We start from the raw sequence: 26,517 nt of genomic DNA on the forward strand, positions 1-26,517 counted from the left end.
GCTCCCTGCCTAAGAGAAAGTTTCCGGAACGCGCATTATGCCTCAAATTCCCGCGGCGGCATTGCGGTGCAGCAAGTGGTAGAAGACCATGCCGGCCTTGTCGGCGCGGACAACTTCCCAGCCCTTCATCCAATCCGGCGCCGTTTCGCCGTCCAGCGGCACTTCAGCTTCAGCATATACCAAGCCGCCGTCGGTCAATAGCCGTTCACAGACCGGCAGTATTTTTACGAGCCAGTCCTGGTGGTAAGGCGGGTCGAGGAAAATGACCTGGAAGCCTTTTGCCGTGCTGGAAGCAAGACTGGCCGCCGCAGCCAAGGCATCGCCGCGCAGGATGTCGACGTTGTCCGCCTGCAGTTTTTCCTTCGTGGCCTGCAACTGCCTCACGGCGGCGCCGTTGTCCTCCACCATCACCACCCTGGCTGCCCCGCGGCTTGCCGCTTCGAACCCGAGTGCGCCGGTTCCGGCAAACAAGTCGAGGCAGCGCGCCTGCTCCCAGCTACCATCCAGGAGGTGGTTGAGCCAGTTGAACACCGTCTCGCGCACGCGGTCGGGCGTGGGCCGCAATCCTTCGGCGTCGAGTACGGCCAGCGGCGTGCGCTTCCATTGCCCGCCGATGATGCGTACCTGGTGCGGCGGACGTTTTCCCTGCACGGTTTTCCCGGGTCGGTTTCTTTGCATGGTCTTATTTTGCATTGCCAACGATCACGGTGGACATCCGGTCAAGTGCCAGTTTGCGCTGGAAAGCCGCCTTGACTTCGGCGATCGTCACCTTTTCGATCTTCACGGTCCAGGTATCGAGGTAATCAAGCGGCAGGTTGTAGAAGCCGATTGCGGCGATGTTGTCCAGGATCTTGCGGTTGTTGTCGATGCGCAGGGCAAATCCGCCAACCAGGTTATCCTTCGCCGCCTTCAGTTCCTGCGTCGTGGGACCGTCGCGCAGGAAGGCGGCAATGGTATCGCGCACGACCTTGAGCGCCTCGTCGGTTTGCTCCTTTTGCGTCTGCAGGCCAGCCTGGAACGGGCCCGGCTGCGCCATTGGATTGAAATAGCTGTACACGCTGTAGGACAGGCCGCGCTTTTCGCGGACCTCATGCGTCAGGCGCGACACGAAGCCGCCGCCGCCGAGCGTGTAATTGCCGACCAGAAGGGGGAAGTAGTCCGGCTCGCCGCGCACAATGGCAGGCAGGCCCAGCAGGATATGCGCCTGCGTCGCAGGGTGGGGAATGCGCTCCTCGCTCGCAGCCGCCACGTCAACCTTGGGCAGTGCCGGCAGGGGGGCGCCCTGCGGCAAGCGCGAGGTAAGTTGCTGCGCGATCGCATCCGCTTCGGTGCGCGTGATGTCGCCGATCATCGCGATGACCGCCCGGTTGGCGACATAGTGCGCGGCATGGAAGGCAACCAGGTCGTCGCGCGTGATCGACTCTACCGAAGGCACGGTGGGGTACTGCGAATACGGATGCGAACCGTACAGCACGCGCCAGAACGCCTTGCTGGCGATCGACTCGGGCTTGGTTTCGTCTTCCTTGATGGCAGCAATCGTACGGGCCTTGTCGCGTGCGAGGAAGTTCTCGGGAAAGCTCGGATGCGCGAGGATGCGCGCGAGCAGGTGCACGGAAGCATCACGCTCGACCGCGCTGGAGAGCGTGCGCAGGCTGGCCCCTGCACGGTCGCCGCCGGTTCCGCCGCCGCGTTGGGCTGCGATGTCGGCGATGGCGTCGGAAATCTGCGCCTCGGTCATCGCCGGTTCCGGGGTGGGCGTGGTCGACTCGCGCAGGCCGCGAGCAAGCATGGCATTGGTCAGCTCAGCCGTCCCTGCCTTGCCCTGCGGATCGCGGCGCGACCCGGCATCGAACTCGACGCTGATGTCGAGGATGGGAATCGAGTGGTTTTCAACGAACAGGACCTTGGCGCCATTGGCCAGTGTCCAGGACTGGATCTTCAGCGCGGCGCTGGCCGGGCCGGTACTCGCAAATGCGAGCAGGAATGCAAAGAGAATGCGTTTCATCATGTTCCTTCCCGCCATCAGTGCCGCAAGCCCTTGGGCGCAGCGGGTGCTTTTTTCTCGGTGATCGGCAGCGGCACGAGCGTGGCGACTGTCAGTGCGTCATCGCCGAAGTACTTCTTCGCGACGGCCTGCACCTGCTCGGCGGTCACTTCCTTGAGCTTGTCGATGATGCGGTCGATCTTGGTGTGCGAAATGCCCGACATTTCCATCGTGCCGATTTCCATCGCCTGTCCGAAGATGGAGTCGCGCTTGTAGATCTGGCCGGCGATCAGCTGGGCCTTCACGCGCTTGAGTTCCTGCTCCGAAATACCTTCGTTCGCGATGCGCTCGACTTCTGCGCGCAACAGCTTTTCCAGTTGCTCGGTCGAGGTTCCCGTGGCAGGCGTGCCGTCGAGCAGGAACAGCACGGGGCCGCGCGCGATATTCGAATACCCTGCGCCGGCCGAATTGGCAACGCGGTCGGTACGAACGAGTTTTGCATTCAGGCGGGCATTGTCGTAACCGTCGAGGATTGCCGCGAGCACATCGAGCGCATGCGACTCGTCGTCCTTCTCCACGTCGCGCAATGCCGGAACCTTGAACGCGAGGACGACATAGGGATTTTCAGCAGGCGCCTTGACCGTCACGCGGCGAATACCTCGCTGCAGGGGTTCCTCCTGCAACTTCGTGACCGGCACAGACTTGCGCGGAATCTTGCCAAAGTGTTTCTCGGCCAGCGCCAGCACCCTCTTCGCGTCGACATCCCCGGTCACGACCATGACCGCATTATTCGGCGCATACCAGCGGTCGTACCATGTCTTGGCGTCCTGCACGGTCATGCTCAGCAGGTCGCTCATCCAGCCGGCGATCGGGTGGTGATAGGGATGGGCGGTGAAAGCGGTCGCGTTGAGCGCCTCGTACACCAGCGGAATCGGCTGGTCCTCGGTACGCCAGCGGCGTTCCTCCATCACGACACGGATTTCGCGGGAAAACTCTTCCTTGTCGAGGATGAGGTTGGCCATGCGGTCGGCTTCGAGCGCCATGACATTTTCCAGCTTCGACTTTTCGATCTGCTGGAAATAGCCGGTGTAGTCCTTGCTCGTGAAGGCATTCTCGCGACCACCCAGCGCCGCCACGCGCTGGCTGAACTCGCCCGGCTTCAGGGTCTTCGTCCCCTTGAACATCATGTGCTCCAGCGCATGCGCAACGCCGGTGGTGCCATTATGCTCATCCATTGATCCGGCCTTGTACCAGATCATGTGCGCCACCGTCGGCGCGCGATGGTCTTCCTTGACGATGATTTTCATGCCGTTCTTCAACATGAATTCCTGCGCTGCCGCCGCATGCGAGGCCGCCGGCAGGAAGGCCAGCATCCATGCGGACAGCAATAAGGCGATCCGGAATTTCATAATCTCCGCTCTGATAAAATAGAGAACTGGTTTGATGTGGTGGCAATGCAAGATGACGCCACCCGTGAAATGAGGTTCCGATTGTATCTTCTTTCTGCGGCGACGCTTTGCGCGCCCAGGACTGCCCACCTCCCCTGCTCCGATGTTTAGTTTCTTCAAGAAAAAACCGAAAGATACGCCTGCGCCGCCGGCGGAAGCGGCACCAGAAACAGCCACACCGGAAGCCGCTCCCGCGCCGGCCGAAGCACCGGCGCCGCAAAAGTCCTCCTGGCTGAACCTGTTCAAGAAGGAGCAGGCCCCAGCGCCTGAAGTCGCTCCTGAGCCAGTTGAAGCCCCGGCTCCCGCACCTGAGCTCGTTCCCGTTCCCGTTCCCGTTGCCGCGCCTCTTCCCGAGCCGGCTCCTGCTCCGGTCGCGGTCGAAGAGCCCGAGGGCGAAATCGTGCCCGCGGAACCGCCTCCGCCCGAGCAGAAGCGCTCCTGGCTGCAGCGCCTGAAGGCAGGCCTGTCGAAAACTTCCACGAACCTGACCACGCTCTTCATCGGCGCCAAGATCGACGACGACCTCTACGAAGAACTCGAGTCCGCCCTGCTGGTTTCGGACGCCGGCGTGGAAGCGACACAGTTCCTCCTCGACGAGCTCAAGAAGAAGGTCAAGACCGAGAAGCTGACCGAGGCCGAACAGGTCAAGGCCGCGCTACGCACGCTGCTGATCGACATGCTCTCGCCGCTGCAGAAGCCGCTGGTCCTCGGCCGCGAACAGCCGCTGGTCATGATGATCGCCGGCGTCAATGGCGCCGGAAAGACAACAACGATCGGCAAGCTGGCCAAGCATCTGCAGGCGCATCACCAGTCGGTCCTGCTCGCCGCCGGCGATACCTTCCGCGCAGCCGCGCGCGAACAGCTTGCGATCTGGGGCCAGCGCAACAACGTCACGGTGGTCGCCCAGGAATCCGGTGACCCGGCGGCGGTTGCCTTCGACGCGGTCCAATCCGCCAAGGCGCGCAACGTCGACGTAGTAATGGTCGATACCGCAGGCCGCCTGCCGACCCAGCTGCACCTGATGGAAGAGCTGAAGAAGATCAAGCGCGTGATCGGCAAGGGCATGCAGAACGCACCGCATGAAGTCCTGCTCGTCATCGACGGCAATACGGGACAGAACGCGCTGGCGCAAGTGAAGGCATTCGACGACGCCCTGCAACTGACCGGACTGGTCATCACCAAGCTTGACGGCACCGCCAAGGGCGGCGTACTGGCGGCGATCGCCAAGACGCGCCCGGTACCGGTGTACTTCATCGGCGTCGGCGAAACGATCGAAGACTTGCAGCCTTTCAATGCCGAAGAATTCGTCGATGCGCTGCTGAGCTGACATGATCGAGTTCCGGCACGTTTCCAAGCAATACGGGCGCGGCTCTTCCGCGCTGACCGATATCGACCTGACGATCGACAAGGGCGAACTCGTCTTCCTGTCCGGCCCGTCCGGCGCGGGCAAATCGACCCTGCTCAAGATGATCGCGGTGATGGAGCGCCCGACCTCGGGAACCGTGTCGGTCAACGGCCAGGATGTCGGACGCCTGAATGCGTCCGGACTCCCCTACCTGCGCCGCAACCTCGGCCTGATCTTCCAGCAGCAGAGTCTGCTGAATGACCGCAGCGTGCTCGCCAATGTCATGCTTCCCCTGCTAGTCATCGGAACGGCCGGGGGCGACGCGGAGAAACGTGCCCGCGCAGCCCTCGACAAGGTCGGCCTGCTCGACAAGTCGGCATCGGACCCGATGGCGCTGTCCGGCGGCGAGCAGCAGCGCGTATCGATTGCGCGCGCCATCGTCAACCGCCCTCAAATCATTCTCGCAGACGAACCGACCGCCAATCTGGACCGCGGAAGCGCGAAGAAGGTGATGGACGCATTGAAGGCCTTCCACGGCGTCGGCGTGACCTGCATCATCGCCACCCACGACGAAAACATCCTCGCCAGCGCACCACGCGTGGTGTATCTCGAACGCGGGCGCCTCGCCGAGGGGCCGGCAGCGGATTCGCTCCAGGGGGCAGCATGATCACTTGGCTCAGGCAACATGCCCTCGCACTGGCAAGCGCATTCCGGCATCTGCTGCGTTCGCCAGGGAGCTTCTCCCTGAATGTCGTGGTGGTTGCGATTGCGCTGGCGCTGCCGTTCGCGGGGCTGACCCTGCTCGAAAACGTGCGCCCGGTGTCCGAGCAGCTCGCGGTGGAACCGGAAATCAGCATCTTCATGTCCATGGAAACGCCCCGGGAACGGGCAACCGCACTCGGCCCGCAGATTCGCCGCACGGTCCAGGAATCGGGTAACACCGGGAAACTGGAATTCATTCCGCGCGAGCATGCCCTCACCCTGCTGAAGAACAAGACCGGCCTCGACGATGCGATCACGGCCCTCGGCGAAAATCCGCTGCCGGATGGTTACGTGCTGAAGCTATCGGGCGTTCGGGATGCCTCGGACGCCGCCAAGGTCGAAACCCTGGCCGCGCAACTCAAATCCCTTCCCGGTGTCGAATACGTCCAGATCGATTCCGCATGGGTCAAGCGCCTCGCCGCCCTGATGCACGTCCTGCGGCTTGCGCTGCTATTCCTTGCAGCCACCTTGGGGGTCGTCGTGGTCGCCGTGATCTTCAACACCATCCGGCTCCAGGTGATGACCCAGCGCGACGAGATCGAGGTGTGCCGGATGTTCGGCGCGACCGATTCCTATATCTATCGACCGTTTTACTACACCGGTGCCTTGCTGGGGCTCTGCGCAGGGGCTGCAGCCCTCGGGGCGGTGGCGGTTTCGCTCCACCCGCTGAATGATGCAATCACCGATTTTGCCCGGCTGTACGCATCGGAATTCCGGCTGGCACCGCTCGGCATGAGCGCAACGCTTGCAATGCTTGCAATAAGCGCGTGCCTGGGCCTGATCGGTGCACTGCTGTCGGTCCGGCGGCAACTTGCCCGGCTTCCCTAGCATAAAAACCTGTCTTTTCCTGCAACAATTTGATTATTCACAACTTTTTCCCGGGCACCTGCTCTACAGTTGTTTGAATATATGAAAACAACCGACAGAATAGATATTCCCTATCCTGACCGTTGAAAACGGTGATTAGCACTCCTCCCTTGAGAGTGCTAATATACTGACGAAATCGGTAATCCTCCTCGTTTCGGCGGAGGAAACACTGACAAGGCAAGGAGAAACGATGAAAGCAACTTCTGCACAAACCGCATTGGTTCCGATGGGAAGTCATGCCCTGACGCTCGGTTTCCCGGGCAGCCTCGGCAACATCGAAGCGTACATCTCGGCCGTCAACCGCATCCCGATGCTGACGCACGAGGAAGAGACGTCGCTTGCCCGTCGCCTGCGCGAGCAGAACGATCTGGCGGCGGCGCAGAAACTGGTCATGTCGCACCTGCGACTGGTCGTGTCGATCGCACGTGGCTACCTCGGCTACGGTTTGCCCCACGCCGATCTGATCCAGGAAGGCAATATCGGCCTGATGAAGGCTGTGAAACGCTTCGACCCCGACCAGGGCGTACGCCTTGTGTCGTACGCGATGCACTGGATCAAGGCCGAGATCCACGAATACATCCTGAAGAACTGGCGCCTGGTGAAGATTGCCACCACGAAGGCGCAGCGCAAGTTGTTCTTCAACCTGCGCAGCCACAAGGAAAGCCTGGACGCGATGACGCCGGCGCAAGTCGATGATCTTGCCAATGCGCTCAACGTCAAGCGCGAGGAAGTGATCGAGATGGAAACCCGCATGTCGGGCCACGATATCGCCCTCGACGGCCCCAGCGAGGACGAAGACGACAAGTTCGCTCCGATCGCCTACCTGTCCTCCGACACGGCAGAACCGACGAAGGCACTGGAAGCGAAGCAGTTCGACCGCATGCAGTCCGAGGGGCTGGAAGCGGCGCTTGAGAAGCTCGACCCGCGTTCGCGCCGCATCGTGGAAGCACGCTGGCTGTCGAATGACGACGGTTCCGGCGCCACGCTGCACGAACTGGCTGACGAATTCGGCGTTTCCGCCGAGCGCATCCGCCAGATCGAAAGTGCCGCGCTGAAGAAGATGAAAGGCACGCTCGCCGCGTACGTTTGATCAGAGAGCAGGCAACAAAAAAAGGCGCCCGCTGGGCGCCTTTGTCTTTTGCGGCACGCTCCTACGAAAGCAGGAGCTTCAGGTCGTGCGCAATCGGCTCCGTCCCCTGCCCGTGCCGAACAAACAGGCGCAGGCGCCCTTGCGGGTCGAATATGTAGCTGCCTGCGGTGTGATCCATCGTATAGCTTCCAGGCTCCTTGCCTGCCACCTGCTGGTAGAACACCCTGAATTCCTTCGCCATCTTTTCCGTCTGGGCCTTGTCGCCGACGAGACCGAGGAAACGCGGATCGAAGGACGGCACGTACTTGGACAGCAATTCCGGCGTGTCTCGCTCCGGGTCCACCGTCACGAAAAGAACCTGGACCTTGTCCGACAGCGGTCCGAGCTGCTGCATGACGTTCGCCATCTCAGCCATGGTTGTCGGGCAGACGTCCGGGCACTGCGTATAGCCGAAGAACACAACCACCGCCTTGCCCTTGAAATCGGCCAGCGTGCGCATCTTGCCGGTATGGTCCGGCATGGCAAAGTCCTTGGCGTAATCGAGTCCGGTGACGTCCGTGTTCTTGAAGGTGGACTGGGCCGGGGACAGCATCATCTGCGTGCCCTCGCCCTTCTTGTCGCATGCGCCGAGCATGATGCTCGCAGCGACGAGCGCAAGCGCCGCAGCGCGTCTTGCCGTAATGAATGACATGATCCTAGAGCTTGATGTAATGATCGACCAGCAGCGCGGCAAACAGCAGCGACAGGTAGACGATGGAATAGGCAAAGGTCTTGCGCGCGATGAGATCGGTGTAATGCCGATAAACCTGCCACGCATACCAGAGGAAAATGGCGCCCAGCACGATGGCGCTGGCGAGGTAAATCAGCCCGCTCATCTGCACGGCAAACGGCAGCATCGTGGTCGCCACGAGGATGATCGTGTAAAGCCAGATATGAAACTGCGTGAACTGCAGTCCATGGGTCACGGGCAGCATCGGCAAGCCGGACTTCGCATAGTCGTCGCGGCGGTACATCGCCAGCGCCCAGAAATGCGGCGGCGTCCAGACAAAGATGATCAGGACCAGGATCCACGCTTCCATCGGCACGTCGTTGGCAATCGCCGCCCATCCAAGCGCCGGCGGCATCGCGCCGGACAAACCGCCGATGACAATGTTCTGCGGCGTCGCAGGCTTGAGCAGCATCGTGTAGATGACCGCGTAACCGACAAAGGTAGCGAAGGTCAGCCACATGGTCAGCGGATTGACGAAATTGAAGAGCACACACATACCGATGCCGCCAATGACGCCGGAAAACACCAGGGTTTGCGGCACGGTCAGTTCGCCACGAGCCATCGGACGGCGGGCGGTACGTGCCATGCGCGCATCGATCTCGCGTTCCACCAGGCAGTTGACCGCGAACGCCGCGCCGGCGAGCAGCCAGATACCGATGGTTGCAGCCACGACGACACGCCAGTCGGGCAGGTCCGGTGTCGCGAGAAACATGCCGATGACGGCGCAGAATACGGCGAGCTGCGTCACCCGGGGTTTCGTCAGCGCCCAGTACTGGGCAAAGCGGTTGGATTGGATGGTCAGTGTAGTCACATGCACCTCAAGCAGCTGAAAGCCGGGTTGCGGCTCGATTCGACGCGGCTTGCGACGGAATCCTAGCCTGAAAGTTTAACATGGTGAGCAGAAGCACGAGGGCCGCCGCACCGCCGTTGTGGACCACCGCAAGCGCAAGCGGCCACTTCAGGAAAACCGTGGACATGCCGGTCAGGAATTGCATGCATAGCGCAGCCAGAAGCCATGTGGCAACACGCTCGAGACCTCCGATTTTCCGGGAACGCAACGCCAGCCATCCGACATAGATCACAACCACGATGGCAAACATGCGATGCACCCAATGGATGGCGGTCAACGCCGGGAACGGCAGGAATTCGCCGTCTGCCGTCTTCCCGAGGTCACGCCACAAGGTAAAGCCGTTCGCAAAATCCATGTGCGGCATGGCTTCGCCATGGCATAGCGGGAAGTCGAGGCAGGCAAGTGCCGCATAGTTCGTGCTGACCCATCCTCCCAGCGCGATCTGCACAAAAAGCAGTGCCAGTGCAATCGTGGCAGAAGCACGCACCGACAGCGCCGCTACCGCAACAGGAGGATGAGTGTTCTGGCGCGCTCCCAGCCAGGCCAGCAACATGAGCAGCCCCATGCCAAGCAACAGGTGGATCGTGACGATTACCGGCTGCAGCTTCTGCGTCACCGTCCACGCGCCGAATGCCCCCTGCACGCACACGAAGACAAGCAGGTAGGAGGGTAGCCAGGGAGCAAACGCGGCGTCCTTCCGTTTCGACCGCAGCCACCGGCGCCAGGCAATCACCATGATGGCGATAATCAGCACGCCCACGCCCATTGCCAGGTAGCGATGGATCATTTCGATCCATGCCTTCATCACCGTGACCGGGCCGTCCGGCATCGCGGCCTCCGCCGCGCTGATATGCGCGTGCGCCTGCACCGGATTGGCATGTCCGTAACAACCGGGCCAGTCGGGACACCCGAGACCGGAATCGGTCAGACGGGTGAAAGCGCCGAACATGATCAGGTCAAACGTCAGGAATGCCGTCACCCAGACCAGTTTCCGGTACTTGTTCGAATCGCCGGACACCCAGACGATGGTCAAGGGCAGCAAGGCTGCCAGCACGCCCATGATCGCAAGTTGGATCAGCATCGGTCGGTCATCCTATGCGCGAAGCCTTCAGGAGCTTCGCAATGTCTTTCTTCATCTTGTTCGGATCCGCGTCCTTGGGGAAACGCATCATCAGGTTGCCCAACGGGTCGATCATGTAAATATGGTCGGACGGCACAGTGCCCGCATCGGCAGGCAGCCACGACTTCACGACATCTGAACGGGCCCGCAGCATGTGCGTGCCGTCGTACTCGCGCATCAGCAGCGTCTCCAGAGGTTTGTCGTCGGTGACCAGCCATACGCGTTCGATGCGGTCCATGTCCTTGCCTTGCGCAAGTCGAAGCTGGCGCATGTCATGCAGACGTTTGCGGCAAGGATCCTGGCAGTCAGCCTCGGCAACCTGCAGCATGATCCATTTCCCCTTGTAATCATTCAGTCCCGCAGGCTTGCCCTCCAGGGATGTCGCGCCCAGCGCCGCCGGAATCGGATAAGCGCGAGGATCGATAAGCGCGCCGTAATTGGTCCGCCCTTCCGGTTTGATCACATAGTAGGTCAGGTAGGAGGCAATCAGCGGGGACGCGCAAATGGCAATCACTGCAAACAGCTTCCAGCGCCCCTTGCGCTGCTGGTCATTCTTTTCCACGTCGAAATCCTGTTGCCACAAAAAATAGTAGTGCCGTTACCGCGAGGGCGTACCACTGGAAGGCGTAACCCTGGTGCTTTTCCACGCCCGTCGACGGACGCGGCCAGTCGCGAACCAGGCCATCCTGCATGTCGCCGATCTGCTCAAGCACAAAGGGCTGCATCTTGAGCCCGGCAGCCTTCTCGAACTCCGATGCATCCACATTCTGCACAATCGCCCCCCGCTGCAGCGTCTCCGCCTTGCCGAGTTGCAGCACATGGCCGGGGGCTCGTCGTGCAACACCTTCGATCTCCACCGTGCCGGCAGGCGTCGAAATCGGCGGCAGTTTAGCCCGGTCCGCCACATCGCGCTTGACCCACCCCCGAGCGACAAGCACATGCATGTCCGAATTTGCGATCTTCATCGGCGTCATGACATGAAACCCCGCCGCCCCCTTGTAGGGCCGGTTGTCGAGATACACAGTCCATTCCGGCACGAACTCGCCGCGTATCTTCATGCGACGGAACTCCACCTCTTCGGGCTGGCGAATGTCGCTGCCAATGTCCATCACCGCGTCCGACTCGCGCGCCTGCTGCCGTGCCTCGATCGTCAGCTTTTCCGAAGCACGACGCGTCTGCCACTGACCGAGGGAAAAACCGATCGCCGCGACGATGACTGCCGCGACGAAAGGAATCCATCTGAACCGGAATTTCATTGGCATTACAATGTCACTTTATTCAACACCGAGTGTCCTTCTGTCGCGCCTTGCCGCCCGCAGTGCCATCACCATATGAAAACGCTAGTCGCCGTCGCCTTCATCCTGATCCTCGCCAGCCTCGGCTCCGCGCTTGTCTTCCTGATGCGCGACAAGGGCAAAAGCAATCGTACCGTCAAGGCACTGGCCTTGCGTGTCGGCTTCTCGATCGCATTGTTCATCCTGATTCTCGTCGCCTACAGCCAAGGCTGGATACAGCCTACCGGCATTCGCTGACACGGCGCTGAAAGAGCAAAAAAGCCGCACCTCGGTGCGGCTTTTGTTTTCTGCAAGTATTGATTACAACCAGTACACAACAACGTACAGGCCGAGCCACACGACGTCGACGAAGTGCCAGTACCACGCAGCCCCCTCGAACGCGAAGTGATGATCCGGAGTGAAGTGGCCCTTCATCACACGGTACAGCACGACTGCCAGCATGATGGCGCCCAAAGTCACGTGGAAGCCGTGGAAGCCGGTCAGCATGAAGAAGGTCGAGCCATAGATGCCCGAGGTCAGCTTCAGGTTGAGGTCGCTATAGGCATGCGCGTACTCGTAAGCCTGGAAGCCCATAAACACTGCACCGAGGACGATGGTTGCAAAGAGCCAGAAAGCCGTCTTGCCGCGCTGACCGGCGCGCAGAGCGTGGTGAGCAATGGTCAGAGTGACGCCGGAAGTCAGCAGCAATGCGGTATTGATCGTCGGAACCCAGAACGGGCCCATCTTCGCGAAGGGCTCGACGGTGCCGCCAGGGGAATTACCCCACTGCGCGCTGAAATCGGGCCAGATCAGCTTGTGGTCGATGTCGGCCAGCCACGGCATGGTTATGCTGCGCGCATAGAACAAGGCGCCGAAGAAACCGGCAAAGAACATGACTTCGGAGAAGATGAACCAGCTCATGCTCCAGCGATACGACAGGTCGATGCGCGCGCCATACAAGCCGCGTTCGGACTCGGAAATCGCATCACCGAACCACTTGTACAGCACCACGATCAACGCGAGGATGCCGATGATGTTGGCTGCCGGTCCCCAGCTTACACCGTTGACCCATGCGGACGCGCCAGCCATGGTGACGAGCAGCGATGCACCGGCCAGGACCGGCCACCTGGAAGGCCCCGGAACGAAATAGTAGGGTGCGCTACCTGTTTGATGAGAACCCATCTCCATCTCCCAATACAAATTTAAATAATTACTTTCCGACGACACTCTTCACAATAAGCAACAGCGTCCCGATAAAAATCAAGGCCCCGATCACACCGGCAATAATCACATGCACCGGGTTCAGCTGCTGCGCATCCTTTTCGTAGTCGCTCTTTTTCCTGATACCGAAAAACGACCAGAACACCGCCTTCATCGTTGCGCCGAAGGACGCTTTGCGCGGCGTTTTCGGGTCATCCATTCGTATTGCCCTGCGATGCCGTCTGCTTCTTGCCGGGACCACCGACTTCGAAGAACGTGTATGACAAGGTGATCGTCTTCACATCCTTCGGCAGGGCCGGATCGATGAAGAAGACGACCGGCATCTGCTTCGCTTCGTTCGGACCGAGCGTCTGCTGCTTGAAGCAGAAGCACTCCATCTTCTTGAAATGCGCCGATGCCTGCTGCGGTGCGTAGCTCGGAATCGCCTGCGCATCGATCGGGCGTGCCTGCGTATTCACCACCTCGTACACCACCTGCGCCATCTCACCGGGATGCACCTGCATGCTGGACACCGTCGGGCGGAATCGCCACGGCCCCTGCGCTGTTGCATCAAACTCGATCGTGATGGTGCGGCTCTTGTCGACCTGTGTGTTCTTGATGTCGCCGACCATCGAATCCTTCGGCGTCAGCAGGTTCACACCGGTAATCTCGCAAATCTTCTTGTAGATCGGAACCAGCGCATAACCGAAACCGAACATCATTACCGCCACGACCAGCAGCTTGGTGAGCATCTGCCTGTTCAGCAGGCCCGCCTTCGTTGCAGTGCCGCGTTGTTCCTGTTGTTCCATCTCAAGCGAACCAGAGTCGTTTCACGAACAGTCCCACGGCAAACATCAGTGCCACGGACGCCAGGATTAGTGCGGTCTTCAGGTTGTTCGGTTTCTTCGGATCAGACATACGCAGAACCGGCGGGCTTTCACCCGCCAGTCAATTACTTCACAGTCGGAGGTACTTCAAAGGTGTGGAAAGGCGCCGGGCTCGGCACGGTCCACTCCAGGCCTTCGGCACCATCCCAGGGCTTGTCGGCTGCCTTCTGGCCGCCTTTGATCGACGGCAGGACAACCGCGAACAGGAAGTACACCTGCATCAGGCCGAAGCCGAAAGCGCCGATGGACGCGATCATGTTGAAGTCCGTGAACTGCGCCGGGTAGTCGGCATAGCGACGCGGCATGCCGGCCAGACCGAGGAAGTGCATCGGGAAGAACGTGACATTGAAGGTGATCAGCGAACCCCAGAAGTGGATCTTGCCGCGAGTTTCGTTGTACATGAAACCCGTCCACTTCGGCCCCCAGTAGTAGAAGCCGGCGAACAGTGCGAACAGCGATCCGGCGACCAGCACGTAATGGAAGTGCGCCACGACGTAGTAGGTGTCCTGCATCTGGATGTCGATCGGGGTCACGGCCAGGATCAGGCCGGTGAAGCCACCCATCGTGAACACGAAGATGAAGCCGACGGCGAACAGCATCGGGGTTTCGAAGGTCATCGAACCCTTCCACATCGTCGCAATCCAGTTGAACACCTTCACGCCGGTCGGAACCGAGATCAGCATGGTGGCGTACATGAAGAACAACTGCGCCGTCACCGGCATGCCGGTGGTGAACATGTGGTGTGCCCAGACAATGAACGACAGGATCGCGATCGAGGCCGTTGCATACACCATCGATGCGTAGCCGAACAACGGCTTGCGGGCGAAGGCCGGGATGATGTGCGACACGATGCCGAATGCCGGCAGGATCATGATGTACACCTCGGGATGGCCGAAGAACCAGAAGATGTGCTGGTACATCACCGGGTCACCGCCACCGGCGGCATTGAAGAACGAGGTACCGAAATGGCGGTCGGTCAGCGTCATGGTGATTGCGCCGGCCAGCACGGGCATCACGGCGATCAGCAGGTAGGCGGTGATCAGCCAGGTCCAGCAGAACATCGGCATCTTCATCAGCGTCATGCCGGGGGCACGCATGTTGAGGATGGTGACGATGATGTTGATGGAGCCCATGATCGACGAGGCGCCCATGATGTGCATCGCGAAGATACCCATGTCCATGCCGATACCCATCTGGGTCGACAGCGGAGCATACAGCGTCCAGCCCGCCGCAGTCGCGCCGCCAGGCACGAGGAAGGATGCGGCGAGCAGGATGGCGGCCGGGGGCAGCAGCCAGAACGAGAAGTTGTTCATCCGGGCGAACGCCATGTCGGATGCGCCGATCTGCAGCGGGATCATCCAGTTGGCGAAGCCGACGAAGGCCGGCATGATCGCGCCGAACACCATGATCAGGCCGTGCATGGTGGTCAGCTGGTTGAAGAACTCCGGCTGCACCAGTTGCAGGCCGGGCTGGAACAGCTCGGCGCGGATACCCAGCGCGAGCACGCCGCCGGACAGCAGCATGATGAACGAGAACCACAGGTACAGCGAACCGATGTCCTTGTGGTTGGTTGCATACAACCAGCGTTGCCAGCCGTGCGGATGGTCGTGCGCGTGGTCGTGAGAGTGATCGTGTGCGTGATCAACTGCGGTGGTCATCTCAATCTCCTAATTCAATTACTTGCGCGCAGCCAGCACTTCGGCCGGTTGAACAATATTTTCCTGGGCCTTGTTGGACCAGTTGTTGCGGGTGTAGGTGATCACTGCAGCGAGTTCGGTATCGGACAACTGCTTGAACGGAGGCATGCCCTTGCGGCCATTCACCACAACCTTGATCTGTTCTGCGCGCGGACCGTTCACCACAGCGGAACCGTCGAGCGCCGGGAATGCGCCCGGAACACCCTTGCCGGTAGCCTGGTGGCAGGCCACGCAGTTGGCGGCGTAGACTTGCGCGCCACGCTGCTTGAGTTCGTCGACGGTCCAGGTCTTGTTCGGATCGTCAGCCTTGGCAGCCATTTCCTTCTTCTTGCCCTCGACCCACTTCTTGTACTCTTCGTCGGTCACGACATTGACGACGATCGGCATGAACGCGTGTTCCTTGCCGCACAGTTCCGCGCACTGGCCACGGTAGACGCCGGTCTTCTCGGCACGGAACCATGTGTCGCGAACGAAACCGGGAATCGCATCCTGCTTCACTGCGAATGCCGGAATCATCCAGGCATGGATCACGTCGTTGGCAGTCAGGACCAGGCGAATCTTCTTGTTGACCGGGACGACGACCGGATTGTCGACTTCGATCAGGTAGTTGTCGTTTTCGATCTTGGCCGGATTGATGACAGCCTCGCGCGGGGTGGACAGCGCGGACAGGAAGGAAATGCCTTCGCCTTCGCCCTTCAGGTAGTCGTAGCCCCACTTCCATTGCATGCCGGTCACCTTGATGGTGAGGTCGGCGTTGGAAGTGTCCTTCATCGCGACCACGGTCTTGGTGGCGGGCAGCGCCATGCCGATGACGATCAGGAACGGCACGACCGTCCAGGCGATTTCAACGGCGGTGCTTTCGTGGAAGGTTGCCGGCTTGTGGCCGACGGATTTGCGATGCTTGAAGATGGAGTAGAACATCACGCCGAACACTGCGACGAAGATCACCAGGCAGATGATCAGCATCAGGTTGTGCAGCGAATAGACCTCTTCTGCGATCTTGGTGACCGGCTGGTGGAAGGTCATCTGGCGGACTGCCGGACCGCCCGGGCTATCGTTGACCGCCCATGACGGCATGCCTGCCATCAGGAGCGACGCACCGAGCATCAGGGATTGAAGGCGCTTCGCAAGTTTCATAGTTTCCTCAAAAGCCAAAATTGGAATTCTGTTTATATCTTTGCAACGCCAGCGCGCTATTCAACTCCCGCGCAAGCTCGCGTCTTTTCCATTCTGTCAAAAACCGGCCGATCTCGACCCTGGTGCCGTTCGCCTCCAAACGCACCAGCCCGCTGCTGCCCGACAGGGGCGGTTCAACGCGCGTATGGCGCGGATCCAGCCTGAATTGTCGGACATGCTCCACCTGGATGACTTCCACCAGCAGGCAGTTCTCTTCGAGTGCGATATGTTCCCTGTCCGTCGCATGACGAGCATACAACAAAAAGGCAATTCCTACCGCGAACTGCTCAACAAGCGCAAAGCCGAGGACGTACCAGGCACCGGAAGCAGCAAAAAATGTCGCGACCAGCAGTGATGTCGTGCAAACCGCGAGATAGGCAAGGCCGAGTTGTCGCGGTGACATTGAGCAATTGCGCTTCAGCATCCATTCGCGGCTGTCCATGACTTACCTCAAGGAAGCGAAGCGGCGCGCTCTCTGCGCAAAACCACGGAAGTATAAGTCGGATAACGGATGGTTATCAAGGGGAAAAAGTCCTACAAATGACAGCTCGCCGCGCATGGATGCGCTTCTGCAACAGGCATGCAGCAAGATGGCAATTGTCATTTCGATCACATTCCGGCGACAGGCCGACTATCGCAATGGCGGAATTTGTCTGTCAGACGAAATTAAAGGTGTAAGCGCCTACTGACGCTTGCGGGGGAAGTCGAACCTGATGATCGATTCGCCATCGGCGGTCTTTGTCGGCGCAGGACGGAAGGCATGGCCGTATACCACTTCGAATGTGAGCGGAATCTTGCCGTCTGCGCGGCGGAAAGTGTCGAGCACACGAAGCAGTTGCGCCTTTGCACTGCGATCTAGCAAGCCGCGTCGGCGGGTCAGGAGGGGATTGCCTCCCCATGCGCGCACGTCGGACAGCAACTTGTCGGTGGACTCGTAAGTGACGGTAATAGTTTCCATATCCATCACCGGCGTTGAGAATCCGCTATTGACGAGCATGTCGCCGAGATCATGCATGTCGACGAAGTTCAAGGTGTGCGGGTATTCGTCCACTTGCGCGAATGCCGCGCGAATTTCCTTGAAGGTATCCGGACCGAAACAGGAAAACATCAGCAGGCCATCGACGCGCAACACGCGCCGCCACTCGGCGAACACCAGGTCCGGCTGCGGATGCCAATGCAGCGCGAGATTGGACCAGATCAGGTCCGCGCTGGCTGGCTTGAGAGGCAGTTGGGAAAAGTCACCGCACAACTGGCCGAATGCGTCTTCATGCCTTGCGCCGATTTTCCGGGGCAGGAGTTTGCCGAGCAGGCGTGTCATCGAGTTGACTGCGGCCGATTGCTCCCGGCGGCCTCCCGCGAGAAGCGCAAACGATCCATCGAGACCGAGCATATGCGCCTCCGGGTACAACTCCTGCAAGGCCGGGAAATCGGCCCCCTCCCCGCATCCGAGGTCGAGCACGCGCTGCGGCTGGATCTTCACCAGCGAGAGACGCTCGTGCATGCGGCCGGCGATCTCGCGGCGCAAGAAATTCGACTCCGAAATCCGTGCCGGGCTGTCGAACAGGCGGCGTACGTTACTCACATCGATAGGCGCGCTCAAACGGGAGTCGGGTTGGGTGGACACAAGGAAATCCGGCAGGGCAATGAGATAATGCTCGCAGTTTACACGCTTGAGGATTCGCCTGCTCCATGATTTCCCGGATGCGCCCGATGCTGCAGCAACTGCTGACAGGCCTGCCCTTCGTACTCCCATCGTCATGCGCGCTGTGCGGTGCCGAACATCGCACGGCATTGTGCGACGGATGCCGGGCCCAGTTCTTTTCGACAAGAAAGGTCCGCTGCGCATGCTGTGGCATACCATTGCCCGGCGCGACAGCCGACATGCGCTGCGGCGACTGCCTGAAACAGCCGCCTGCCTTCGATGCAACCGTCGTTGCGACAGACTACCTGCCGCCGGTCGATCGGCTGGTGCTCGCGCTGAAATTCGGCAGCCGGCTCGAAGTGGCGCCGATGTTCGCGCAGATGCTGCATCCGGCCACCAAGGATATATTGCTGCCCCACTTGCTGACGGCGGTCCCGCTTGGCCCGCAGCGCCTCGTGCAACGTGGATTCAACCAGGCGCTGGAAATAGCGAAGCCGCTTTCGCGCCACATGCGTGTGAAGCTGGAGCCGCACCTCGTGGCGCGGCACAAGGAAACACATGCGCAGGCAACGCTGCCCCCGGACGAGCGCCAGAAGAACATCCGTAATGCCTTCGTCGTTCCCGCGCCTGCGATGCAGCGCGTACATGGGCGGCATATCGGCGTTGTCGATGATGTGATGACCACGGGCGAGACGCTCAATGAGCTGGCGGCTACACTCAAGCGATTCGGCGCAGCGCGGGTCACCAATATCGTATTTGCGCGCACGCCGCAACATTAGAGGAGCAGGACTTGTTTCACGTCGTACTTGTCGAACCGGAGATCCCGCCCAACACGGGCAATGTAATCCGCCTTTGTGCCAATACCGGTGCGCAACTCCACCTGGTCGAACCGCTCGGCTTCCCGCTGGACGATGCGAAGATGCGGCGCGCGGGGCTCGATTACCATGACTATGCGACGATGAAGGTGCATCCGGACTGGGATGCCTTCCTTGCCAGCGAACGCCCCGATCCGGCCAGGATGTTTGCGCTTACCACGCACGGTTCGACACCGTTCGCGTCGATGACCTTCCGTCCCGGCGATGTTTTTGTCTTCGGATCGGAAACGCGCGGTCTCGCACCGGAACTGCGCGAATCGTTTCCCCCATCGCAACGGATCAGGCTGCCGATGCGTCCGGACAACCGGAGCCTCAACCTGTCGAACACCGTCGCGGTCGTCGTCTATGAAGCCTGGCGGCAGAACGGTTTTGCCGGCGGCAATTGAATTTTTGTATATCTGAACAAAGGACCATCATGATTTTGCGTACATGCATTGCACTGGCGTCGGCATTCACTTTCAGCATGCCCGGCCATGCGCAGGAGACGAAGCTGAAGGATCTGCGCATCGACAATCCGTATGCCCGCGCCACAGTCGCGAACCAGCGTGCCGGCGGCGCTTACTTGACGATTGAAAACAAGGGCAAGAATGCGGACAAGCTGGTCGGCGCGAGCAGCCCCGTGGCGAAGAGCGTTGAAATCCATTCCATGGCAATGGACGGCAACGTCATGAAAATGCGGGAAGCGGGACAGATCGAGATCCCGGCCTCCGGACGCGTCGAGATGAAGCCGGGCGATGGCTATCACCTGATGCTGATGGGATTGCAGCAGCCCCTGAAGGCCGGTGACAGCTTCCCGATGACGCTGGTGTTCGAAAAGGCGGGGAAAACCGAAGTGAAGGTAAAAGTGCAGGAGAAGAAGGATGCCGGCCACGGCGGCATGCACCACGGCCATTAAGCATCCCGCGCGGCACACGAAGTGCCGCGCTTTTCTTCATCGTCAGGCGCCGTAGTGCTTGTACACCCGGGAGCGGCCGTCCGCCTGGATCAGCAGCACATCGTAGGGATCCTTGCGCGGCCCTTCCATTCCCGGCGAGCCCATCGGCATTCCAGGCACAGCGAGGCCGCGCGCCTTCGGGCGTTCCGCGAGCAGGCGCTTGATCTCTGCCGCCGGCACATGGCCTTCGAGCGCATATCCCGCGACGACGCCGGTATGGCAGGAACCGAGGTCATCGGGAATGCCATACTTCGTCCTGTAATCGGACGGGTTGGGCACGTCGACAGCCTTCACGGCAAAGCCATTGGCGCGCAGGTGGTCTACCCAGACATGGCAGCATCCGCAGCTTGCGCTCTTGTACACCTCGATGACGGGCAAGGGATTCTTTGCTGCCTTCGCCACGGTGGCGGGCAGCAGCATTGCGACAATGGCCGCTTGCATGAATGTTCGTCTTTGCATGTTCATTTCCTTTGATTGCATGGACTGTATGGCGCAGCCCAGTTGATGTCGCACGGGGCTATTAGTGGCCCTTCTTGCCTTGCATCATCCCGTGCTTATGACTGCCGTGGTCCGGATTGGTGCCCTGATAGCCGCGCAGCTTGTCGTACTCGGCAATCTGCTGCGGCGTGAGGACCTGGCGCATTGACAGGTGTGCGTCAAGATGCACGAGGCGATACTCCGCCTGAAGCGTTCCGATTTCGCGCACCAGCGCAGCGGTGTTGTCGCGGTTTGCCTGCCCGGTGGCGAACAAGGTTTCCAGTTCGGCTTCCTTGTTCACGATCTGCTCACCCACGCGTTTCGCGTCTCGTGCCATCTTGTCATGCAGGTCCTGCGTCCCGGCCCGCTGCGCCTCCGACAAGCCGAGTGCGTGCGCATGTTCGAGAACATGGCGCGGGCCGGGATAGTGATTCAGCTCGGCGGCAAGTGAGGTGCGCATCCCGCGGCCGCCGCGGTAGTCGGCGATGTCCTGCTCGGACAGCGCCTTGATGGGACGCCGTTCCTGACCGGCGTACGGGTTGTCGGCAGACAGGGCCGGCATCGAAGCCAGCGCCAGGACGACGAAGGCAATCTTGTATTGCATGGTCCATTCCTTTCAAACGAAGTCAATACGCGCCCCCGGAATATCCGGAGACGCATTGCGATGTTCAAAGGGAATGACGCCGTGGCGGGCGGTCCGGACTGTCCGGGATGAAGAAGGGGATGTGAAAACCTGCGTACGCCACGACGGCTGCGACAGGTTCAAACGGTGGTAGATGGAGTGCGCTTGCTGGAATCCAGGGAATGCCCGCGTACTGTGCGGTGCATGTCGTTTCGTTTTCCTGCTGCGTGTCTTGCATGTCGGCGCAGGGATGCGCATGCCCAGATGGTGAGATTGCATGTGAAGCGGCGAGAACCTGGTTTGCTGCCTTGCAAACCAGCACCGCATTGGCGGCCATGCCCTGGAGGGGAATAAAGGACATCAGCAGCCAGATGAACAATGTCTTCATTGCTTTCATGGAGCACTCACCTTATCACAACAGGGTGATGCCGGCAGGCATCCAGATCAAGCCTTGGCGAGCTGGACCGCAGGTCTTACTTCGCCGGTGCGGATGCCCTTCAGGTTGAAGAGTTGTGGGCGCAACCATGATTCGAGCGCACTATCTTGACGAGGCAGCAACCCGAGTTGCGACAGTACCGCCACCGTTGCCGGCTGCAGGCCACGCGCGCTGCCGTCGGCGGCCTTCAGCGCGATGCCGATTCCGGAGGAGCGGATGCCGATTACCTGCACGCCTTCCGCGCCGCCTTTCGCCACCCAATCGCCCTGCCCTGCCTGCATCAACGCAAGGTCGATGCGACCGGTGCCGGAGACGAGTTCGGGATGCGTGGTCATCGCGGCAAAGAGCTGTTCGGTCAACTCGCCGTGCACAGGATCTGGGCCGCATTGCGCCAGCCGGGCGTAGGCATAGGCAAGCCGCGACAGGGGCAAGGCGTAATTGGGCGCCGAACATCCGTCCGTGCCGGTCGGCATGGCGGAGTCCGCGACTCCAGCGAAATCGGCAAGGCTGGACCGGATTGCCTTCTGCAGGGGATGCCGGGGATCGAGGTAGCTCTCGACCGGGTGGCCATGCTGCCGGCAATATGCAAGGAAGCCGGCGTGCTTGCCGCTGCAATTGTTGTGCAACTGGGTGAAGGTATCGGCGGGTGGCGGCCGGGTGTTGGTTGTCGCGTAATGTATCGGCACATGGCAGCCGCACTGCAAGTGGCGCTCTTCGCATCCGGCCTTGTGCAGCATCGACTCCACGACCGCTGTGTGCACCGCCTCGCCCGAATGGCTGGCGCACAGGAGGGCCAGTTCGCGGCTGCCGAAACCGAAGTGCGCCGGTCCGCCTGCGCGCAGGAAGGGCAATGCCTGGAATGGCTTGATCGTCGAACGCGTGAAAGTGAGGAAATGCGGATCGCCGGCCTGGTACAGCAACTCGCCGCGCGCATTGACCACTGCGGCTGCGCCGAAGTGGATCGATTCGATCTCGTTTCCGCGCGTGACTTCGGCGAGTGGGGCGACGTTCATGATTTCAGCTGTTGCGGACCTTGCTCAATAGCCTTGTGGTGGAACGGTCGTGCTCGAAGTCGATTGCGACAGCCTTGCCGCCGTAGGCCAGTACCGCCTGTCCTTCCGGGATGGCGGTCATGTCGTAGTCGCCGCCTTTCACGTAGACGTCGGGCCGGGCTTCCTGCACCACTTCCAGCGCGGTGTCCTCATCAAAGGGCACCACCATGCTCACCGCCTCCAGCGCCGCGAGGATGGCCATGCGGTCTTCGCAGGCGTTGATCGGGCGGTCGTCGCCCTTGCCCAGTCGCTTGACCGAGGCGTCGGTATTGACTGCGACCACCAGCGAGGCGCCGAGTTCGCGGGCCTGCGCCAGGTAGGTGACGTGGCCTCGGTGCAGGATGTCGAAGACGCCGTTGGTCAGGACCACCGGCTTGGGCAACTGCTTGATGCGCTCGCCGAGGTCGGCGCGCGGGCACATCTTTTTCTCGAAAATCGGCATGTTAGAAATAAAAAAGCCGCAAGCTTGATTGCTTGCGGCTTGTAGCTTACCTCAGTCCGATATCATGCAGCGGGTTTGAGGCCGCCATTGCCGAGACGGCCTGTAATTTCCTTGCGATAGCGGTTCAGGTCCTGCACCGATTCGAAGGTGCGTTCGAACAGCAGCGACATGTTGTGCAGGATGCGGTCGACGACCTTCTTTTCCCACTCGCCGTCGAACTTGATCTGGCCGTCGAGCCAGCGCTCGAGCCAGTTCGGATCGGGCAGGCGGCTCTGCACGGTGTCGTTCGGGAACAGTGCCTGGTTGACGTGCAGGTTGGTCGGGTGCAGCGGCTTTTCGGTGCGGCGGGCGGAGGCCATCAGGACGCCGATCTTGGCGAAGGCGGCGCGGGCATTGTCGCCCACTTCGTTCAGCGCCTTCTTCATGTAGCGCAGGTAGGCGCCGCCGTGGCGCGCCTCATCCTGGCTGATGATCTTGTAGATGTGCTTGATCACCGGCTCGGTGTGCCAGTCGGAGGCGCAGCGGTACCAGTGGTTCAGGCGGATTTCGCCGCAGAAGTGCAGCATCAGGGTTTCCAGCGGCGGCGCCGGGTCGAACTCGAAGCGCACGTTGTGCAGCTCTTCCTCGGTCGGCACCAGGTCGGGACGGAAGCGGCGCAGGTATTCCATCAGGACCAGCGAATGCTTCTGCTCTTCGAAGAACCACACCGACATGAACGCGGAGAAGTCGCTGTCGCCGCGATTGTCGCGCAGGAACATCTCCGTCGCCGGCAGCGCCGACCATTCGGTGATGGCATTCATCCGGATAGTCTGTGCTTGTTCGTCTGTCAGCATCGATGCATCGAACTTGTCCCACGGGATGTCTTTTTCCATGTTCCAGCGGACTTGTTCTAGCGATTTGAATAGTTCTGGGTACAGCATCACGCACCTTCAATGTTGAATAAGTCGTTGATTCTACCAAGAAAAGCGGAAATTCCCGAATAGTTGGCATTTGGCTGGGCCGCGTTCGCAATACTTTTGGTAAAGTGAAGCGGACGGGCATTAGCGCCCACTTCGCGCAAACAACATGCAAAACAACCCTGCAAGCCCGGCTCGCACCAGAATCCCCCCTACCGTCTGGGTACTCGGCTTTGTCAGTCTGTTGATGGATATTTCGTCAGAAATGATCCACAGCCTTCTTCCGGTGTTTATGACAGTTGTTCTTGGAACAAGTGCCACCACGGTTGGCATTATCGAAGGCATTGCGGAAGCGACCGCGCTGATCACCAAGGTTTTCTCCGGAGTGATCAGCGACTGGGTTGGCAAGAGGAAATGGCTGGCGGTGATCGGTTACGGGCTGGGCGCGCTGACCAAGCCGTTCTTCGCGATGGCAACCGGCGCGGGATGGGTGCTGGGGGCGCGTTTCGCCGACCGGATCGGCAAGGGCATCCGGGGCGCGCCCCGGGATGCGCTGATCGCCGACGTCACAGACCCGTCCATGCGCGGTGCCGCCTTCGGCTTGCGGCAGTCGCTCGATACGGTCGGCGCATTCGTTGGCCCGCTCTTGGCAATGGGCCTGATGCTGCTCTGGGCCAACGATTTCCGCGCAGTATTCTGGGTCGCCGTCATTCCCGGCGTGCTGGCCGTGTTCCTGCTGATTGTCGGCGTGCGCGAACCGCATCGGGTCGCCGCGCCGGGGCGCGCATCCTTTCCCATTTCACGCGCAGCCCTTGGAAAACTGCCGACGGCGTATTGGTGGGTAGTCGCGGCCGGCGCAGTATTGACGCTGGCACGCTTCTCGGAGGCGTTCCTCGTCCTGCGCGCGCAACAGGGAGGACTTCCGCTTGCGCTGGCGCCGCTGGTGCTGGTGCTGATGAATGTCGTGTACTCGGTGGGCGCCTACCCGCTCGGGAAACTCGCGGATTCGATGAGCCACCGCACGCTGCTCGTCGCCGGCATCGTGCCGCTGGTCGTGGCGGACCTCTTGCTCGCGCATAGCGGACAACTCGCTTGGGCGTCGGCGGGACTGGTGTTCTGGGGGCTGCACATGGCGGCAACACAGGGCCTGCTCTCCGCGATGGTGGCCGACACCGCGCCGGCCCACCTGCGCGGCACGGCCTTCGGCCTGTTCAACCTGGCGAGCGGCATCGCCATGCTGGCGGCAAGTGTGATCGCTGGCGTGCTGTGGGATACGCTGGGCGCGGAAGCCACCTTCCACGCCGGCGCCATCTTCGCCATCCTTGCAATCGCCCTGCTGTCGCTGCGACGGACCTGACGGTCCGCCGCATTCGACCGGCACGCGTCGTCAGACCGCCGCCAGCGCCTGCTCAAGGTCTGCCAGCAGGTCATCGGCATGCTCGATGCCGATGGACAAGCGCACCGTATCCTCGGTCACGCCGGCTTTTGCCAGCTCCGCCGGATTGAGCTGGCGGTGCGTGGTCGAGGCCGGATGGCAGGCGAGCGATTTCGCATCGCCGATATTGACCAGGCGGGTGAACAGCTTGAGCGCATCCTGGAAGCGCGCGCCGCCTTCCCGTCCGCCTTCGACGCCGAAGGTCAGCACGCCGGACGGCCGTCCGCCCAGGTACTTCACCGCAAGCGCATGGTCGCGATGGTCCGGCAGGCCGGCATAGTTCACCCACTTGACCTTCTTGTGGCGCGAGAGGAATTGCGCCACGCGCAAGGTGTTCTCGGTGATGCGCTCAAGGCGCAGCGCGAGCGTTTCGATGCCCTGCAGGATGAGGAAGGCATTGAAGGGCGAAATCGCCGCGCCAGTATTGCGCAGAGGGACAACGCGCGCCCTTCCGATATACGCCGCTGCGCCAAGGGCTTCGGTGTACACCACGCCATGGTAGGACACATCGGGTTCGTTCAGCCGGCGGAAGCGTTCCTTGTACTCTGCCCACGGGAACTTGCCCGAATCGACAATGACGCCGCCGATCGAATTGCCATGACCGCCGAGGTACTTGGTCAGCGAGTGCACCACGATGTCCGCGCCATGCTCGAACGGGCGCAGCAGGTAAGGCGTGGCCACCGTGTTGTCGACGATGAGCGGCACGCCGTGGCTGTGTGCGATCTCGGCAATCTTCTCGATGTCGGTGATGTTGCCCAGCGGATTGCCGATGGACTCGATATATACAGCCTTCGTCCGCTCGTCGATCAGGCGGCCGAAGGATTCCGGTTCGCGGTAATCGGCGAAGCGCGTTTCGATGCCGAACTGCGGCAGCGTGTGGGCGAACAGGTTGTAGGTGCCGCCGTACAGCGTGGAAGCAGAGATGATGTTGTCGCCGGCTTCCGCGATCGTCTGGATCGCGTAGGTGATCGCCGCCTGGCCGGATGCGAGCGCGAGCGCGCCGATGCCGACTTCGAGCGCCGCAACACGCTGCTCCAGCACGTCCTGCGTCGGGTTCATGATGCGGGTATAGATGTTCCCCTGCACCTTGAGGTCGAACAGGTCGGCGCCGTGCTGCGTGTTGTCGAACGCGTACGACACGGTCTGGTAAATCGGAACGGCGACCGCGCGGGTCGTCGGGTCGGGGGAGTAGCCGCCATGGACGGCAATGGTCTCCAGTTTCATGCTGTCTCCTGTG

32 protein-coding genes are annotated in these 26,517 nt (G+C 61.0%); 9 read left to right on the top strand and 23 right to left on the bottom strand.

From position 1 onward, the window contains the following. Nucleotides 1–42: 42 nt before the first annotated feature. From rsmD to AC3WOY_RS09410, 3 genes are read right to left on the bottom strand one after another with little or no spacing between them, the layout of a single operon-like run. A complete protein-coding gene (gene rsmD / locus AC3WOY_RS09400; RefSeq protein WP_492423023.1) occupies nt 43–693 on the bottom strand; it encodes a 16S rRNA (guanine(966)-N(2))-methyltransferase RsmD in 651 nt (216 codons plus the stop codon). Then, nucleotides 683–2,005: a M16 family metallopeptidase gene (locus tag AC3WOY_RS09405; RefSeq protein ID WP_492429247.1), complete on the bottom strand. Its 1,323-nt coding sequence runs from the start codon at nt 2,003–2,005 to the stop codon at nt 683–685. Before AC3WOY_RS09405 ends, rsmD begins: the two co-directional genes overlap by 11 nt. A 17-nt stretch (nt 2,006–2,022) precedes the next feature. After that, nucleotides 2,023–3,393 carry a M16 family metallopeptidase gene (locus AC3WOY_RS09410; protein WP_492423025.1) on the bottom strand — a complete coding sequence of 457 codons (1,371 nt, stop codon included), beginning with the start codon at nt 3,391–3,393 and terminating at the stop codon, nt 2,023–2,025. Nucleotides 3,394–3,535: 142 nt separating this feature from the next. Between AC3WOY_RS09410 and ftsY the strand changes: the two genes are divergently transcribed. The 4 genes from ftsY to rpoH all read left to right on the top strand — a co-directional run bounded on the left by ftsY (nt 3,536) and on the right by rpoH (nt 7,496). Then, the gene (gene ftsY / locus AC3WOY_RS09415) at nt 3,536–4,759 is read left to right on the top strand and encodes a signal recognition particle-docking protein FtsY (RefSeq protein WP_492423027.1); all 1,224 of its coding nucleotides are present in this window, start codon (nt 3,536–3,538) and stop codon (nt 4,757–4,759) included. Between the two features lies 1 nt (nt 4,760). Next, on the top strand, nt 4,761–5,444 hold the full coding sequence (locus AC3WOY_RS09420) for a cell division ATP-binding protein FtsE (RefSeq protein WP_492423029.1): 684 nt from the start codon (nt 4,761–4,763) through the stop codon (nt 5,442–5,444). Continuing rightward, a complete protein-coding gene (gene ftsX / locus AC3WOY_RS09425; RefSeq protein WP_492423031.1) occupies nt 5,441–6,367 on the top strand; it encodes a permease-like cell division protein FtsX in 927 nt (308 codons plus the stop codon). The genes AC3WOY_RS09420 and ftsX overlap by 4 nt, the downstream gene beginning before the upstream one ends. A 229-nt stretch (nt 6,368–6,596) precedes the next feature. After that, on the top strand, nt 6,597–7,496 hold the full coding sequence (gene rpoH / locus AC3WOY_RS09430; protein ID WP_492423033.1) for an RNA polymerase sigma factor RpoH: 900 nt from the start codon (nt 6,597–6,599) through the stop codon (nt 7,494–7,496). Nucleotides 7,497–7,557: 61 nt separating this feature from the next. Here the strand turns inward: rpoH and AC3WOY_RS09435 are convergent, their stop codons facing one another. The 5 genes from AC3WOY_RS09435 to AC3WOY_RS09455 are packed head-to-tail and all read right to left on the bottom strand — an operon-like array spanning nt 7,558 to nt 11,497. After that, nucleotides 7,558–8,187, bottom strand: a complete 630-nt coding sequence (locus AC3WOY_RS09435) for an SCO family protein (RefSeq protein ID WP_492423035.1) — start codon at nt 8,185–8,187, stop codon at nt 7,558–7,560. A 4-nt stretch (nt 8,188–8,191) separates the two neighbouring features. Further along, complete coding sequence (gene cyoE / locus AC3WOY_RS09440; RefSeq protein WP_492423037.1) at nt 8,192–9,076, bottom strand: heme o synthase; 885 nt, start codon at nt 9,074–9,076, stop codon at nt 8,192–8,194. Between the two features lie 7 nt (nt 9,077–9,083). Further along, the gene (locus AC3WOY_RS09445; protein ID WP_492423039.1) at nt 9,084–10,196 is read right to left on the bottom strand and encodes a COX15/CtaA family protein; all 1,113 of its coding nucleotides are present in this window, start codon (nt 10,194–10,196) and stop codon (nt 9,084–9,086) included. A 7-nt stretch (nt 10,197–10,203) separates the two neighbouring features. Further along, nucleotides 10,204–10,797, bottom strand: a complete 594-nt coding sequence (locus tag AC3WOY_RS09450) for an SCO family protein (protein ID WP_492423041.1) — start codon at nt 10,795–10,797, stop codon at nt 10,204–10,206. After that, nucleotides 10,784–11,497 (bottom strand): SURF1 family protein, encoded by a 714-nt coding sequence (locus AC3WOY_RS09455; protein WP_492423043.1) that lies wholly within the window; start codon nt 11,495–11,497, stop codon nt 10,784–10,786. The genes AC3WOY_RS09450 and AC3WOY_RS09455 overlap by 14 nt, the downstream gene beginning before the upstream one ends. A 69-nt stretch (nt 11,498–11,566) precedes the next feature. On the opposite strand from AC3WOY_RS09455, the gene AC3WOY_RS09460 reads away from it, so the two are divergent. Beyond that, nucleotides 11,567–11,767 (top strand): twin transmembrane helix small protein, encoded by a 201-nt coding sequence (locus tag AC3WOY_RS09460; RefSeq protein WP_492423045.1) that lies wholly within the window; start codon nt 11,567–11,569, stop codon nt 11,765–11,767. 63 nt (nt 11,768–11,830) lie between these two features. On the opposite strand, the gene AC3WOY_RS09465 is transcribed toward AC3WOY_RS09460, so the two are convergent. The 8 genes from AC3WOY_RS09465 to AC3WOY_RS09500 form a co-directional block, all read right to left on the bottom strand. Beyond that, nucleotides 11,831–12,697 carry a cytochrome c oxidase subunit 3 gene (locus AC3WOY_RS09465; RefSeq protein ID WP_492423047.1) on the bottom strand — a complete coding sequence of 289 codons (867 nt, stop codon included), beginning with the start codon at nt 12,695–12,697 and terminating at the stop codon, nt 11,831–11,833. Between the two features lie 22 nt (nt 12,698–12,719). Then, nucleotides 12,720–12,929: a DUF2970 domain-containing protein gene (locus AC3WOY_RS09470; protein WP_492423049.1), complete on the bottom strand. Its 210-nt coding sequence runs from the start codon at nt 12,927–12,929 to the stop codon at nt 12,720–12,722. Next, nucleotides 12,922–13,518, bottom strand: coding sequence for a cytochrome c oxidase assembly protein (locus AC3WOY_RS09475; RefSeq protein WP_492423051.1), 597 nt, complete (start codon nt 13,516–13,518; stop codon nt 12,922–12,924). The genes AC3WOY_RS09470 and AC3WOY_RS09475 overlap by 8 nt, the downstream gene beginning before the upstream one ends. Nucleotide 13,519: 1 nt before the next feature. Then, a complete protein-coding gene (locus tag AC3WOY_RS09480) occupies nt 13,520–13,627 on the bottom strand; it encodes a cytochrome oxidase small assembly protein (RefSeq protein ID WP_492423053.1) in 108 nt (35 codons plus the stop codon). A 34-nt stretch (nt 13,628–13,661) separates the two neighbouring features. Further along, entirely contained in the window at nt 13,662–15,254 is a 1,593-nt protein-coding gene (ctaD, locus tag AC3WOY_RS09485) for a cytochrome c oxidase subunit I (RefSeq protein WP_492423055.1), read from the bottom strand. An 18-nt stretch (nt 15,255–15,272) separates the two neighbouring features. After that, nucleotides 15,273–16,430 (bottom strand): cytochrome c oxidase subunit II, encoded by a 1,158-nt coding sequence (coxB, locus tag AC3WOY_RS09490; RefSeq protein WP_492423057.1) that lies wholly within the window; start codon nt 16,428–16,430, stop codon nt 15,273–15,275. 7 nt (nt 16,431–16,437) lie between these two features. Further along, nucleotides 16,438–16,911 carry a DUF2244 domain-containing protein gene (locus AC3WOY_RS09495; RefSeq protein ID WP_492423059.1) on the bottom strand — a complete coding sequence of 158 codons (474 nt, stop codon included), beginning with the start codon at nt 16,909–16,911 and terminating at the stop codon, nt 16,438–16,440. 240 nt (nt 16,912–17,151) lie between these two features. After that, nucleotides 17,152–18,093 (bottom strand): methyltransferase domain-containing protein, encoded by a 942-nt coding sequence (locus AC3WOY_RS09500; protein WP_492423061.1) that lies wholly within the window; start codon nt 18,091–18,093, stop codon nt 17,152–17,154. 65 nt (nt 18,094–18,158) lie between these two features. Here AC3WOY_RS09500 and AC3WOY_RS09505 point away from each other — a divergent pair, with 65 nt between their 5' ends. Genes AC3WOY_RS09505 through AC3WOY_RS09515 form a run of 3 tightly spaced genes read left to right on the top strand, consistent with a single transcriptional unit; the run spans nt 18,159 to nt 19,881 of the window. After that, a complete protein-coding gene (locus AC3WOY_RS09505; protein ID WP_492423063.1) occupies nt 18,159–18,890 on the top strand; it encodes a double zinc ribbon domain-containing protein in 732 nt (243 codons plus the stop codon). A gap of 11 nt (nt 18,891–18,901) precedes the next feature. Continuing rightward, nucleotides 18,902–19,372: a tRNA (uridine(34)/cytosine(34)/5-carboxymethylaminomethyluridine(34)-2'-O)-methyltransferase TrmL gene (trmL, locus tag AC3WOY_RS09510; RefSeq protein ID WP_492423065.1), complete on the top strand. Its 471-nt coding sequence runs from the start codon at nt 18,902–18,904 to the stop codon at nt 19,370–19,372. 29 nt (nt 19,373–19,401) lie between these two features. Continuing rightward, nucleotides 19,402–19,881, top strand: coding sequence for a copper chaperone PCu(A)C (locus AC3WOY_RS09515; protein ID WP_492423067.1), 480 nt, complete (start codon nt 19,402–19,404; stop codon nt 19,879–19,881). A 42-nt stretch (nt 19,882–19,923) separates the two neighbouring features. Here AC3WOY_RS09515 and AC3WOY_RS09520 read toward each other — a convergent pair whose 3' ends face one another. The 6 genes from AC3WOY_RS09520 to AC3WOY_RS09545 form a co-directional block, all read right to left on the bottom strand. Beyond that, entirely contained in the window at nt 19,924–20,379 is a 456-nt protein-coding gene (locus AC3WOY_RS09520; protein ID WP_492423069.1) for a DUF411 domain-containing protein, read from the bottom strand. Between the two features lie 61 nt (nt 20,380–20,440). Beyond that, entirely contained in the window at nt 20,441–21,001 is a 561-nt protein-coding gene (locus tag AC3WOY_RS09525; protein WP_492423071.1) for a Spy/CpxP family protein refolding chaperone, read from the bottom strand. Nucleotides 21,002–21,065: 64 nt separating this feature from the next. Next, a complete protein-coding gene (locus tag AC3WOY_RS09530; RefSeq protein WP_492423073.1) occupies nt 21,066–21,416 on the bottom strand; it encodes a hypothetical protein in 351 nt (116 codons plus the stop codon). 47 nt (nt 21,417–21,463) lie between these two features. Beyond that, a complete protein-coding gene (locus AC3WOY_RS09535; RefSeq protein WP_492423075.1) occupies nt 21,464–22,468 on the bottom strand; it encodes an asparaginase in 1,005 nt (334 codons plus the stop codon). A 4-nt stretch (nt 22,469–22,472) separates the two neighbouring features. Next, nucleotides 22,473–22,949: a D-glycero-beta-D-manno-heptose 1-phosphate adenylyltransferase gene (gene rfaE2, locus AC3WOY_RS09540; RefSeq protein WP_492423077.1), complete on the bottom strand. Its 477-nt coding sequence runs from the start codon at nt 22,947–22,949 to the stop codon at nt 22,473–22,475. Between the two features lie 62 nt (nt 22,950–23,011). After that, the gene (locus AC3WOY_RS09545; RefSeq protein ID WP_492423079.1) at nt 23,012–23,869 is read right to left on the bottom strand and encodes a ferritin family protein; all 858 of its coding nucleotides are present in this window, start codon (nt 23,867–23,869) and stop codon (nt 23,012–23,014) included. A gap of 145 nt (nt 23,870–24,014) precedes the next feature. Between AC3WOY_RS09545 and AC3WOY_RS09550 the strand changes: the two genes are divergently transcribed. Next, a complete protein-coding gene (locus AC3WOY_RS09550; RefSeq protein ID WP_492423081.1) occupies nt 24,015–25,202 on the top strand; it encodes an MFS transporter in 1,188 nt (395 codons plus the stop codon). 30 nt (nt 25,203–25,232) lie between these two features. On the opposite strand, the gene AC3WOY_RS09555 is transcribed toward AC3WOY_RS09550, so the two are convergent. Beyond that, nucleotides 25,233–26,504: an O-acetylhomoserine aminocarboxypropyltransferase/cysteine synthase family protein gene (locus AC3WOY_RS09555; protein ID WP_492423083.1), complete on the bottom strand. Its 1,272-nt coding sequence runs from the start codon at nt 26,502–26,504 to the stop codon at nt 25,233–25,235. Between the last annotated feature and the right edge of the window lie 13 nt (nt 26,505–26,517).

The sequence above is a fragment of the Noviherbaspirillum sp. FW303-A3 genome (assembly GCF_058788695.1).

Coding starts and splice junctions, on each gene's coding strand:
- rsmD (WP_492423023.1), bottom strand. CDS start 693: ATGCAAAATAAGACCATGCAAAGAAACCGACCCGGGAAAACCGTGCAG.
- AC3WOY_RS09405 (WP_492429247.1), bottom strand. CDS start 2,005: ATGAAACGCATTCTCTTTGCATTCCTGCTCGCATTTGCGAGTACCGGC.
- AC3WOY_RS09410 (WP_492423025.1), bottom strand. CDS start 3,393: ATGAAATTCCGGATCGCCTTATTGCTGTCCGCATGGATGCTGGCCTTC.
- ftsY (WP_492423027.1), top strand. CDS start 3,536: ATGTTTAGTTTCTTCAAGAAAAAACCGAAAGATACGCCTGCGCCGCCG.
- AC3WOY_RS09420 (WP_492423029.1), top strand. CDS start 4,761: ATGATCGAGTTCCGGCACGTTTCCAAGCAATACGGGCGCGGCTCTTCC.
- ftsX (WP_492423031.1), top strand. CDS start 5,441: ATGATCACTTGGCTCAGGCAACATGCCCTCGCACTGGCAAGCGCATTC.
- rpoH (WP_492423033.1), top strand. CDS start 6,597: ATGAAAGCAACTTCTGCACAAACCGCATTGGTTCCGATGGGAAGTCAT.
- AC3WOY_RS09435 (WP_492423035.1), bottom strand. CDS start 8,187: ATGTCATTCATTACGGCAAGACGCGCTGCGGCGCTTGCGCTCGTCGCT.
- AC3WOY_RS09445 (WP_492423039.1), bottom strand. CDS start 10,196: ATGCTGATCCAACTTGCGATCATGGGCGTGCTGGCAGCCTTGCTGCCC.
- AC3WOY_RS09455 (WP_492423043.1), bottom strand. CDS start 11,497: ATGCCAATGAAATTCCGGTTCAGATGGATTCCTTTCGTCGCGGCAGTC.
- AC3WOY_RS09460 (WP_492423045.1), top strand. CDS start 11,567: ATGAAAACGCTAGTCGCCGTCGCCTTCATCCTGATCCTCGCCAGCCTC.
- AC3WOY_RS09465 (WP_492423047.1), bottom strand. CDS start 12,697: ATGGAGATGGGTTCTCATCAAACAGGTAGCGCACCCTACTATTTCGTT.
- AC3WOY_RS09470 (WP_492423049.1), bottom strand. CDS start 12,929: ATGGATGACCCGAAAACGCCGCGCAAAGCGTCCTTCGGCGCAACGATG.
- AC3WOY_RS09475 (WP_492423051.1), bottom strand. CDS start 13,518: ATGGAACAACAGGAACAACGCGGCACTGCAACGAAGGCGGGCCTGCTG.
- AC3WOY_RS09480 (WP_492423053.1), bottom strand. CDS start 13,627: ATGTCTGATCCGAAGAAACCGAACAACCTGAAGACCGCACTAATCCTG.
- ctaD (WP_492423055.1), bottom strand. CDS start 15,254: ATGACCACCGCAGTTGATCACGCACACGATCACTCTCACGACCACGCG.
- coxB (WP_492423057.1), bottom strand. CDS start 16,430: ATGAAACTTGCGAAGCGCCTTCAATCCCTGATGCTCGGTGCGTCGCTC.
- AC3WOY_RS09495 (WP_492423059.1), bottom strand. CDS start 16,911: ATGGACAGCCGCGAATGGATGCTGAAGCGCAATTGCTCAATGTCACCG.
- AC3WOY_RS09505 (WP_492423063.1), top strand. CDS start 18,159: ATGATTTCCCGGATGCGCCCGATGCTGCAGCAACTGCTGACAGGCCTG.
- AC3WOY_RS09515 (WP_492423067.1), top strand. CDS start 19,402: ATGATTTTGCGTACATGCATTGCACTGGCGTCGGCATTCACTTTCAGC.
- AC3WOY_RS09520 (WP_492423069.1), bottom strand. CDS start 20,379: ATGCAAAGACGAACATTCATGCAAGCGGCCATTGTCGCAATGCTGCTG.
- AC3WOY_RS09525 (WP_492423071.1), bottom strand. CDS start 21,001: ATGCAATACAAGATTGCCTTCGTCGTCCTGGCGCTGGCTTCGATGCCG.
- AC3WOY_RS09530 (WP_492423073.1), bottom strand. CDS start 21,416: ATGAAAGCAATGAAGACATTGTTCATCTGGCTGCTGATGTCCTTTATT.
- AC3WOY_RS09535 (WP_492423075.1), bottom strand. CDS start 22,468: ATGAACGTCGCCCCACTCGCCGAAGTCACGCGCGGAAACGAGATCGAA.
- rfaE2 (WP_492423077.1), bottom strand. CDS start 22,949: ATGCCGATTTTCGAGAAAAAGATGTGCCCGCGCGCCGACCTCGGCGAG.
- AC3WOY_RS09545 (WP_492423079.1), bottom strand. CDS start 23,869: ATGCTGTACCCAGAACTATTCAAATCGCTAGAACAAGTCCGCTGGAAC.
- AC3WOY_RS09550 (WP_492423081.1), top strand. CDS start 24,015: ATGCAAAACAACCCTGCAAGCCCGGCTCGCACCAGAATCCCCCCTACC.
- AC3WOY_RS09555 (WP_492423083.1), bottom strand. CDS start 26,504: ATGAAACTGGAGACCATTGCCGTCCATGGCGGCTACTCCCCCGACCCG.